The 12,009-nt window shown below is 46.2% G+C and carries 5 protein-coding genes and 2 pseudogenes; 1 reads left to right on the top strand and 6 read right to left on the bottom strand.

The genetic code is table 11. From position 1 onward, the window contains the following. Positions 1–24 precede the first annotated feature (24 nt). The 6 genes and pseudogenes from C510_RS0106930 to C510_RS17055 form a co-directional block, all read right to left on the bottom strand. Positions 25–1,191: a hypothetical protein gene (locus tag C510_RS0106930; protein WP_018710618.1), complete on the bottom strand. Its 1,167-nt coding sequence runs from the start codon at positions 1,189–1,191 to the stop codon at positions 25–27. Then, positions 1,188–2,198, bottom strand: a complete 1,011-nt coding sequence (locus tag C510_RS0106925; RefSeq protein ID WP_018710617.1) for a FimB/Mfa2 family fimbrial subunit — start codon at positions 2,196–2,198, stop codon at positions 1,188–1,190. Before C510_RS0106925 ends, C510_RS0106930 begins: the two co-directional genes overlap by 4 nt. A 12-nt stretch (positions 2,199–2,210) precedes the next feature. After that, positions 2,211–3,971 carry an Mfa1 family fimbria major subunit gene (locus tag C510_RS0106920; RefSeq protein ID WP_169336141.1) on the bottom strand — a complete coding sequence of 587 codons (1,761 nt, stop codon included), beginning with the start codon at positions 3,969–3,971 and terminating at the stop codon, positions 2,211–2,213. A 26-nt stretch (positions 3,972–3,997) separates the two neighbouring features. Then, entirely contained in the window at positions 3,998–5,383 is a 1,386-nt protein-coding gene (locus tag C510_RS0106915) for a DUF3868 domain-containing protein (RefSeq protein WP_425311417.1), read from the bottom strand. A 78-nt stretch (positions 5,384–5,461) separates the two neighbouring features. Next, positions 5,462–6,052 carry a DUF3575 domain-containing protein gene (locus tag C510_RS0106910; RefSeq protein ID WP_018710614.1) on the bottom strand — a complete coding sequence of 197 codons (591 nt, stop codon included), beginning with the start codon at positions 6,050–6,052 and terminating at the stop codon, positions 5,462–5,464. Between the two features lie 461 nt (positions 6,053–6,513). Continuing rightward, positions 6,514–6,702 (bottom strand): annotated as a pseudogene (locus tag C510_RS17055) (arylsulfatase); the annotation flags it as partial. Between the two features lie 184 nt (positions 6,703–6,886). Between C510_RS17055 and C510_RS16245 the strand changes: the two are divergent. Continuing rightward, positions 6,887–11,767: pseudogene (locus C510_RS16245) on the top strand (RecQ family ATP-dependent DNA helicase). Positions 11,768–12,009 lie beyond the last annotated feature (242 nt).

The raw sequence follows: 12,009 nt of genomic DNA, 5'->3' as shown, positions 1-12,009 counted from the left end.
CATTTCATCTTTTATTCTAAAAATCTAAGGTTCAACTTCTTCTAATCCACCTTCTACCGGTTCCAAATCTTTCCATCCAATAATTTTTCCCCATACAACAATATCATGTGTTTCGTCTTCACTCAACTTATTTATCTTAATGTTTACAATCACATGAGTACTACGTATCAAGGATTTCAAACCCTGTATTTCAGCTACATATTCTTCCTCTCCTATTTTAAACTGAATAAAATACTGCTGGTCTTTCGCATCAGGGAATGGCAGTATATGTTTACTTTCATGACAATAAAAATCTGGAATGGTATATGTATTATTACCTTCTTCTGCAAGTACAGTAAAAGACGATGTTGATGTTCCTGTACCTGCTTCTGACTCTCCCTCGTTTCCTGATGACGGAATAGGAACAATATATTCTTTATGCTCAGTTATAGACGGTATTTCATAGTTTGTGAAATATTCCTTTGCACCATCTCCCGTTACATTTTCTACCCATTCATCCCAGTCCTTATTATGTGGAAACAGGTAAGAATGGTCGGCAATACTCGAGATTTTAAAGTCAGAGACCACAATATCATTCCCCGTACCATTTGTAAACGTAAACGAGAATTTAACAGCAGCAATGGCAATGTAGCAGGTAGCTGCCACATTTTTATCTGCCACTTTTATTTCGTATTTGGAAGTATAGGGTAGGTTTTCCGGTAGATCCGTTATTTCTTGATTGAAAAGGGATGGCATAGTGGTAGTTCTTGCTTCAATGATACCATCATCACCTTCATTTCCTTCACTTTCGTCTTCGTCCGGATTATAAATTTCGCCTACTTTTGGAAAGTCCGAACACCAGATTTCCGCATTTGCCAAGAAGTAAACATCCTTGGTACTGTTCTTTTCTACCTCAATGTTGTATTCATCTTCGGGATAGGAAAATCCGTGCAACAGGTTATGCTCTACCTTGTGGGTGGTCTGGTCTACCACTATAATCCTTAACTGGTCAATTTTTTCCCGATCCGGAACCTCGCTGCCGTCAGCACGTGTTCCATCGGGCACAGCAGCCTGGATGGTCAGCGTAACGGTAGAACCGTCGCTTCTGCCACCGCTTTCGGGTTCTTCTATAGCCGAAGAGCATGCGGGCAGCAGCCCGCATGCAATAATACAGCCGAGACATAGTATGAGTATTCTTACTATCTTTTTCATGGCATCGTAATGTTATTCAGTCGTACAACCCAGTCGTTAATGATAATCTGCGCATTTATCCACAAGTGATCTTCATCCAGGAAGAAAATCATCGACCATTCGTTTTCACGGTCCAGGTATTCCTGGTCGCTCATTTCGGCATAACGGTCGCTCTTCAGCAACAGGAGATAGTCGTTTAGCGGAATATTCACCACTTCCTCAGCTGTTTCCTTGTTGGTAATGATCAGCCGCGGGCGGTTGCCTACCGTCAGGCGGGACGTGGAGAATTCGGCGTAGGCTACTGTTACCTGTCCGCTGCCTTCCTCCCCTTCACCCACCGTGCGTTGGCCCTGAGCCCAAGGCATATAAGTAATGTTTCCGTTCTCAATCAAAGAATTGTCATTGGCAAACAAGGTATTGTCATCGTTAACAATCCGGAAGGTGAAATCTTCGTCGGATACCGGCTGTCCGTTCATCTGCTGCAGGATGATGCGGATGTTGTTGGTATTCTTCATCATGTAGACCGTTTCGTCCTTATACTTGTCTTCTTCTACCGTTACATCCAGTGAACCGAAGAAGAAATCGTGCAGGAGCTTGTCGGATGTCAGGTTATCATGCTGCATCAGGACAGACAGGCTGGAAAGCTGGTCAGTCGCATCGGCCGGTTCGTCTGTTACCGCAAACGAATGCTGCTCGCAGGCCAGTCCGCCGTATGCCACCAGGTGATAGCTGCCGGGTTCCAGATCAATCCGCATCCGGTAATTCTCATCGCTGAGCACATCGGTGGTTTCCACCCGTGTACCTACATAGTTGCCTTCTCCGTTGTAGATGTAAAGTGTCACGCAGTCCACCTTGCTTGGGAAAGCGTTGGCATATTCCATGTTGTAATCGTATACAAAACGTAAGGATACTCCGCGTTCGCAAGGCATCAGGTCTTCGTGGATATATTCGCACGAAGTGAACATCATCCAGGGACACAGTAGGAGAAGTATCAGATAAGACAGTTTCTTATTTTCTATATATTTCATAGCTCTCATTATTTAATCAAAAGTTATTGTAAATTCACGTGTTACCCATGGAAGGACTTTAACAGTCAGTTTCAGATCTGGATTTGAATCAGGGTCCGGATCAGGGCCTGGGTCCGGATCAGGGCCTGGATCTGGATCAGGATCTGGATCTGGATCAGGATCTGGATCAGGATCAGGGTCTGGATCTGGATCAGGGTCTGGATCTGGGTCCGGATTTTCCGGGTCTGGATTTTCCGGGTCTGGATTTTCCGGGTCTGGATTTTCCGGGTCACCGAAACTATAAAGAGCATCTACCTGTAGCTTGTAGACGTTGTTACGTACTACAGCAAACTCCATAGGGCCGATTTTGCTGTCGTCTTTATCATCGTTGTGCCTGTTCCAATAACAGTAGCGCGAGTAATACTTGCCGTCGGAAGCGTTCGGCATGAAAGCCGTAAACCCTGCTTCCTGATAGGTAATTCCATCGTTTACAGCTTCGTACGCTTCTTTCAGACTAGGGTTGTCGCCTTTCAAGGCAGCTTCCTTTACGGCCTCCCAATCGCCATACAGTACATTGTCGAATACATAAATGGTTTTCTTTTCATTCATTACGCTTTCCAGCTTGTTTCCCTTTTCGGGGATGATAACAGCCCTGAGCAGAATGCCGGTAAGCAGGGCTGGCTGCTGTTTGTCCATCTTAGGCACAGTATTTTCTGTAGCATATCTCCAGATGTGATACCCATTGTGCTGCTGGTCCTCATTCCACGATTCGTCTTCATCCTCTTCTGTTTCGGCTAGCTCGCTCAGACTGGTGAAATTACGGTCGGCAGGCGACTCCAGGTTATAGAAAAAATAAGCTGTCTTGTCGGCCCATCCGCCGGATGCGTATCTCGCTTTCTGCAAGGCATCCGTATCGACTACATAATTGGATACGGTTTCCGTACCGCTGATAACCGGATTAGAATAACCGTCGGCTGCATTCGATGTTCTTCTCCAGTAATAAAAGCTTTTACTCATATTTACCAGAGCGATGCCGGTGAGTTGTACAGATACACCCGGATTCTTGCTGTACGTTTCCGAGCCGTCTGTCTTATCATACACCCGGTAGATGTTGTCAGTCATTTTAGCTCTGTAATCAAAACGAGCTACCGAGCGTTCTACACGTATCGTGCCCAAGTCCCAGGGAGTGTACTTGCTGAAACCGGAAATAGTTCCTGGAAAATAGGCTGTGTGAGGTATGGCGTTCGACATAAAGAAGTGGTTGTCGGTCCATGCCTGACTGTTTTCACTTTCATCGTCCGACAAGGTATAGGCCTTGTCCAGTAAAGATGTGAGTGAGCTGCCCACTGTCCATTGTGTGGCAGCAACTTTCAGTTCCTCGTCAGGGTTACAGAAAGCATAGACCTGTACGTCGCCTTTCTGCTTATAGTTCTCCAGTTGTCCAGCTTCGAAATTCAGTCCATATTTATTCGATTCAATCCGGGTAACGGGAGCGGTACCGGCATGTATAAAATTTCCTTCATTATCGGCAAAGAGCAGCAGTACTTCAGCAATGTTGTTTTCTCTGTCTTTGCCAATTTCCTTGCCATCGTCGGAGGTGACATAGCCGTCATCATCCGGGTCATCCGTTACACTGCGTGAGGATAATCCGCCTGCGTTCATATTGACTGAGAATGTCATGTAAACGGGGGTACCGGTTTCCGTATCTTCACCGTTTACATCCATTCTGTCATTACATGCAGCGCACAAGGCAACGATGCATCCTAAAATATAATATTTATAGAATAATTTCATGCGCATGTCTGTTTCTTGTAGTTCGGTTATTCATTGCGTTTGGCGGTAATTTGCTTCAGGTTTTCTTCGGCCTGAGCTGCTATAGAGGTGCCTTTCAGCTGTGTAAGGATTGATTCTGCTTCATCCAGCTTTCCTTCCAGCATCAGCAGAGCTGCTTCCGCCAGTTTCTTTTCGGGTACATCGGCAGCTTTAGCCAAATAGCGTCGGGCGTCGTCAAATCGTCTGGAATCAATAGCCGTTATGGCGGCATTCAGGTTAGAAACAGGATCGTTAGGATACATGCGGACAGCAATCTCGAATATTTCATTGTATTTTTCGCTTCCTGGTTCATAAGTCTGTGCTACCTGGAACATTTCATTCAGACTCAATTGTTTAGGATCTGTGTAGATCAGTTCTTTAGCTTCCTGTACTGTAAAGTTGCGGATAGTGTATTTTACTGCATAGTCGGAATGACGCAGTGCCGGATAGATGTCACGCAGGATAATGCGGTAGTCTGCTCCACCGTTGACATTCTTCAGCTTCCATTCACGCTGGTCCCAATCTTTTGGAGTATCAGCATGGATGATAGCCAGAATTTCGTCTTTTCCCTCCAGGTTTGATTCTTTTACCATGCGTTCCAGTCCTGCCCAGTCTTCCGGTTCGAAGTCGACCGTGAAACGGGCATCCTTGAAATCATACAGGTTGCGCACGTAGTTCAGCAGTGCTTTGGCACGGTTTTCTGCCAGATAAGTATTGTTGCTGTACGAGCCTTCGGGTGAGGCGTAACCTTTGATGGAAACTTCGGTGATGGTAGCATACTTGTCGTTGCGTACCACATCGATGGTTTCGCGTATCTTCTGCAGTTCGGAAGGATTTTTACGATATTCCGGATAAATGGTAATCTTGTTCACCGGGAAATCCAAAAAGGCGCTTCCTTCAATGGACCGTTTCTTTACATCTTCTGCCTGTGGCACTACATAGGCCAGTAAAGGTTTCAGTACTATCGGTTGGGCCATGTTGATCGGGAAAAGCGGTGACTTTTCATTCTGTAGCGCTTCCCATCCGCAACCACAGACATCGGTTACTAATGAAACTTCCGATTTTTCCATCCATTTGCGGAAAGGAATACGGGCGTGATAGTCGAAAGTCTGTTCTGTACCGTTGCGGCGGCGCAATTCAAATTCGCCGTCTTCCTGAGGGTTACGTCCTGTCCTTTCATATAAGATATGGCGGCTACGTCCGTTGATGAACAGTTGTGGCAATGCCACTACACTATCTTCCCGTTCGATAATCGGTGTACAGACCATACTGTTCCCCGAAGCGACTTCAACTCCGCTCAAGTCGAGAACCATGCTGATAACCAGTGAAGAGTCTACACGCTCCACTAACTGTTGACGGACATGAATCTGATTCTCTTCATTCTTCTGCGCCATTGCTGACGATAGGAAGAAGAAGCTCCCCAATACAACTGTGAAAAACATTTTTTTCATCATCTGTTTCCTCCTTCCTTTTTAAAATTGATAGATTAAATTGATGGCAGCCTGTGTGATACCAAAATAGTGTTTCTTCACGGTTTCAATCTTGTTCCCACAATTCGTACAAGGATATTTTTCGGAATTGAGGTAAAGATAACCGGCACCGATTGTGGCTTCCAATCCCCAATGTTTGGATAACAGCCAAGCATATCCGTAGCTTAGACCGACACCTGTTCCCCAGCCTTGATGGCGTTCGTTTTCTGTTCCTAACAACTTGATATCTGATATGTTATAAATCAGATAAGGAACATGTAATCCGATGAAGTGTTTGTAAAAGCTTTCACAGAACCAGTAACGGATTTCCGGATGCAGGCGGAAATGTTTGATTGATTTTCCATAGCTTCCGTCCTCCCTCTTACCGTCAAAAGGATTCAGGCCGGCTTCGACATCAAGTGTCCATTTTTTTGCCAACCGTAACTCTGCTCCAATATTGGGGGTAACAGTCCCCCAATACAATGCGTTAGTCTTTACTCCCATAGTAAAGCCGCCAATATCTTCCAGACTTTTCTGTGCATGGCTTTCTGCCGCAAATAGTAATAAAAATACCCAAAAGAGACATTTCTTCATATATGCATTCTCCCTATTTATTTTTTAATTTAACTTAAACTGATGGTAAAAAAGATCGTGCTAATTGGGTTTCCTATTGACACGATTCATCTGTGTTACATGAAAAGATATTTTATTATATTAGTAATAGATTATTTTATATGACAAAGTAAGAGAATATTTTTTATATAAAAAAAGAATTTTCGCTTTTTTTATATAAATATGTTGCAGCTTATTATTGATTTCTTTATGAATGGTGTAGATTATTCTACTTGATAAAATAACTATCTGGTTATAAATAGATACTATTCAGTGATGAAATCTTATTTAGCAGGAAGGAAGAATATTTGTTGGTGTTTTAAAGGAGACTGCCGGGAATCCGGATGATTTAGATATTATTCTCGGACTTTTTACAACACCTCAAAATGATGACTGAATCGTCTTGAGGATTTTTAGCTTTCCTCATGTTCACGGGGAATGTTTATTTTAAGTCCCCACGGAATCATGGCTGGGCCATCACTCGGGTCAATGTATTTCCACTTTCCAGATCTGACGGATAAGACATGGTTGGAAGAGTACTCCATAACCCAGGGACGGTCTGTCTCGTCATCACCTAATAAAGTGCTTAAGCGATTCCAACTGTCGGGGGCTGATTCTTTCGGAATCCGGGCGCCTTCTTGAAATGGACGGTTTATGTGGTCTGTATGTTCTTGACTCAGTAACATTATATATCAGTTTCACGTCATCACATTCTGGTTATGGAAAAATAAACCATCGAAAATGTCGTTGCCTACATATTTTTTACGTAGTTTTGTGATATGCATACTGGTTCCTTAACTCTTTATAAGAAGAACTATGTCAATATGGAGCAGACTTATGGGATGGAAGAATGCCGGAGACATAAACAAGGTCACCGGCAAGGAGATTGCGTTGCCACCTTATGAATCCTTGCGTTACGCCATTGTTGATGTGGAGGTTGGAATGACAGACCGGAAGATTCATGACATCGGAGCGCTACGGTACGACGGTGCTGTATTCCACAAGGCATCGAATAAGGAGCTGTTCGACTTCCTGCGCGATACCGACTATATCTGCGGACACAATATCATTCACCACGATGCCCAATATCTGTTTGCCGGCACCACCGATCGTCGTTTACTGGTAGATACTCTCTATATGTCGCCACTGCTGTTTCCCGAACGTCCTTACCATAGGTTGGTGAAGGATGACAAATTGGTGAGCGACCAGATGAATAATCCGGTAAACGACTGTCTGAAGGCACAAAACTTGCTACAGGACGAGATTGCGGAATGGAATCTGTTGCTGGAAGAAAAGTGACAAATCTATGCATCGCTACTGAAAGGCCAAAAGGAGTTTGAGGGTTTTCTGCACATGGTCGGGGCCCGACCAACGGAAAAGGACACGGCTGAAGCAATACGAAACTTGTACGAAGGAAAAATCTGCGGACATGCCGACCTGAACACCCTGATAGATAAATGTCCATGTGAACTGGCATACGCCCTGGCACTGGTCGACACCACTGACCACCGCTCGATCACTCCGCCGTGGGTGCTCTACCATTATCCGCTGGTGGAATACGTCATTCGCCTGTTGCGGCATACCCGCTGTAACGAGGGCTGTACGTACTGCAACAGCCAGTTGGACATATTCCGCAACCTGAAAAGTTTCTTCGGATACGACCAGTTCCGTATTTACGAGGGCGAATCGTTACAGGAGCAGGCTGTCGATGCGGCAGTCAGAGGTAAATCGCTACTGGCTATTTTTCCTACCGGGGGAGGCAAGTCACTCACTTTTCAGCTACCTGCTTTGATGGAAGGCCGTACTGTGCATGGGTTGACTGTTGTCATCTCGCCACTTCAATCGCTGATGAAGGACCAGGTGGACAACCTCGATGAACGGGGTATTACTGAAGCCGTAACCATTAACGGTCTGCTGGATCCCATCACAAGGTCACTGTGCATCCAGCGGGTGCTGGAAGGCGAAGTGTCGCTGCTGTACATCGCTCCCGAAATGTTGCGTTCGAAAACTATCGAGAAGATTCTGTTGGCACGCCACGTTGTCAGGTTCGTGATAGACGAAGCTCACTGCTTCTCGTCGTGGGGACAGGATTTCAGGGTAGACTATCTGTATATCGGCAAGTTCATCCGCAACTATCAGGAAAAGAAAGGCTGCAAGACGGCCATCCCCGTGTCCTGCTTCACGGCTACAGCCAATCAAAAGGTAGTGCAGGACATCTGCGACTACTTCAAGCAGACACTGGATCTGGACTTGCAACTGTTTGCCTCGACGGCATCGAGAAAGAACCTGCGCTACTCCGTGATACATGCCGACACGAACGAGGACAAATACTCCAAACTGAGAAGTCTGGTGGCCGAGAACCTGTGTCCGACCATCGTCTATGTATCGCGCACCAAGCGCACCCGCGAACTGGCAGTCAGGCTGACCCGCGACGGCTATCAGGCCCTGCCTTTCAACGGCAAGATGGATGCCGACGAGAAAGTGGCCAATCAGGATGCCTTCATGAATGACCAGGTACGCATCATTGTAGCGACTTCGGCTTTCGGCATGGGAGTGGATAAGAAAGACGTAGGTCTGGTGGTGCACTACGACATCTCGGACTCGCTGGAAAATTACGTACAGGAGGCAGGACGTGCCGGTCGCGACCCTCACCTCAACGCACGCTGCTACGTGCTGTATAGCGACAACGATCTGGACAAGCACTTCATTCTGCTGAATCAGACCAAACTGAGCATCAGTGAAATACAACAGGTATGGAAAGCTGTGAAAGACCTTACCCGCCAGCGCATGAGGGTGTGCTGCTCGGCGTTGGAGATTGCCCGCAAGGCGGGATGGGACGATTCGGTATCGGACATCGAAACCCGGGTGCGGACAGCTCTGGCAACTTTGGAGCAAAGCGGATACTTAGTTAGAGGAAATAATGTGCCCCATGTTTACGCCACCGGCATTACGGTCAACAATATGGACGAAGCCAGGCAGCGCATCTCGGCTTCGGTGCTGTTCGGCAGCGACGAAATAGAGAAAGCGGTCAAAATTATCAAATCGCTGATTTCGCAGAAACATATTGCCAAGGCACAGGATTCGGAAGCAGAATCACGCATTGACTATCTGGCCGACATACTGGGACTGAGCAAAGGTGAAGTGCTGTCGGTGGTAGAACGGATGCGACAGGAAGGCATACTGGCGGACAGCAAAGATATTTCGGCTTATCTGATCGACACCGGCAGTTCAGAACGGAGATCAGGACAGCTGCTCGAACGTTTTGCAAAGTTAGAAAGGTATATACTGAACAATATCCCCGATACCACCTGGCAGATATCGTGCAAACAGCTGAATGAAAATGCTATCAATGCTGGAATCGGCACATCCAAAGAGAAAGATATCCGGACTCTGCTCTATTTCCTCACTATTAAAGGTTATATCTGTAAGAAGGAGGATGTGACACACAACTTGGAAATCAGCCTGCGGGTCGATAGGGAAACTCTTATGAAGTATTTCGAAAGGCGATTGGAAATCAGCCGGTTCGCTATCGAATGGCTATACCGCCTGGCTGCCGAAGCCGGAAAAGAGGCTTCGGACGAACAGCAGGCCATCCAGTTCTCGGTGGTGGAACTGCTGAACAACATCAAAGCCAACCCGCAGCCCCTCTTCAGCGGACTGGACGAACTACAACTGGAAGACGTGGAAGAAGCCTTGCTCTACCTGTCGAAAATCGGCGCGCTCAAGCTCGAAGGCAGTTTTTTGGTGCTCTACAATGCCATGGACATCAAAAGGCTCAAAGACAACAAGTCAAGATACAAGCAGGATGACTATCGGATGCTGAACGAATTCTACAAACAGAAGATACAGCAAGTGCACATTGTAGGTGAATATGCCAATCTGATGGTGAAAGACTACAACGCTGCCCTGCAATATGTGCAGGACTATTTCCAGATGGACTACAAAAAGTTCATCACTAAATACTTCAAAGGAGACAGGGCCCGCGAGATACAACGAAACCTGACCCCCGGCAAATACCTGCAACTGTTCGGTCAGTTGTCTCAACGACAGAAGGAAATCATCTCCGACAAAGATTCGCGCTGTATCGTAGTGGCGGCAGGCCCCGGAAGCGGAAAAACACGGGTACTGGTCCACAAGCTGGCCTCGCTGCTGTTGCTTGAATATGTCAAGCACGAACAACTGCTGATGCTGACATTCTCAAGGGCAGCGGCAACGGAATTCAAGCAACGGCTGACGGAACTGATTGGCAATGCCGCCCACTTTATCGAAATAAAGACCTTCCATTCCTATTGTTTCGACCTGTTGGGACGGATAGGCAATCTGGAAGAAGCCAAAAACGTAGTAGCCAAAGCTGCCGAAATGATAGAACAGGGCGAAGTGGAACCCAACCGAATCGGGAAAACAGTGCTGGTGATAGATGAGGCACAGGACATGAGCGACGAAGAATATGCACTGGTGCGTGCCCTGATGACCAACAACGAAGAAATGCGCGTCATCGCAGTGGGCGACGACGACCAGAACATCTACGAATTCCGCTGTTCAGACTCGGAATACATGTATCGCCTGACCAAGGAAAGCGGCAGTCGGTTTATCGAAATGACCGAGAACTACCGAAGCGCACGCCATCCGGTTCGTTTTGCCAACGAATTTGCCAAATTCATCCGAAAAAGAATCAAAACTACCCCCATCCTCTCCATGCGAGAAGAAGACGGAGGGGTGGAAGTGACACATCACTACTCGGCCTATATGTATCAGCCACTCGTCGAAAACCTGATCAGTCACCGCGGAAACGGTACCTCATGTGTGCTGACCCAAACAAACGAAGAAGCCGTCATTCTGGTAGCCCTCTTGCGGAAACAGGGTATCAGCAGCAAACTGATACAGACAATGGATGGCTTCCGCTTCTGGAACATGGCCGAAATAAGGTACTTCCTGAAGTACATCGACAAACAGGTAAAGACCCCCCTCATCTCCCAAGAGATTTGGAATGAAGCCAAGCGCGCCACTTTTACAACTTACGAAAGAAGCCAAAGCCTGACATACGTGAAGCGGTGCGTGGAACTGTTTGAGCAGACCAATCAAGCAAAATATGTCAGTGATTTCAAGGAATTTGTGTTTGAATCATCGGTCGAAGACTTTTGTGATATGTCGGGAACAGACGTTGTCGTATCAACTATTCATAAGGCAAAAGGACGTGAGTTTGACGATGTCTATATGCTGATAGCTGATAATTTTCAGAAAGACGACCAGTTAATGCGGCGGTATTACGTTGGCATGACCCGTGCCCGGAACAGATTGTTTATCCACACCGACGGCGATTGCTTTAGTCAGCTGCCTGCCGACCGGTACCTCATTGACCCACAACATTATAATATGCCCGAAGAGATCATGCTGCAACTCTCGCATAAGGACGTCTTTTTAGGATATTTCAAAGACCTCAAACGGGAAGTACTGGCACTGAGAAGCGGAGACTGCCTGAAGTATAGGAATTTTACACTCTACAATGCATCGGATGGCAAACCGGTAGCCAAATTATCGGCAAACATGCAGGCAACAATGTCGGAATGGAGAAAGAAAGGGTACGAAGTGAGGTCTGCTTCTGTATGTTTTGTTGTGGCTTGGAAACCCCAAAATGCTCCGAAGGAGGAACCTGAAATTGCCGTCTTGTTACCCGAGCTGGTATTGTCACGGGGATAAAAGTTATTCTGTTTTCTGTTCTCTGTTTTCAAATATTAAACATCGTGAGTTCTTTTTTCTAGACATTTGGCTGAAATCATTGTGGTTATTCCTTTACCTCCAACACACTCTCACTGTTCATGCTCCATATCTGTTACATCGAATGTCTATGCGTTGTCAGTATGTATTGTTTCAATGTATGAGGTGGTATTGAATAGACTGTATAGTAATACACTGATAGGAAATTCTATAACTGATTAGGT

This window comes from Phocaeicola barnesiae DSM 18169 = JCM 13652, from assembly GCF_000374585.1.
Classification (GTDB): domain Bacteria; phylum Bacteroidota; class Bacteroidia; order Bacteroidales; family Bacteroidaceae; genus Phocaeicola; species Phocaeicola barnesiae.
Note: the sequence above shows the minus strand (reverse complement) of the source record. Positions and strands in the feature narration are given on the sequence as shown.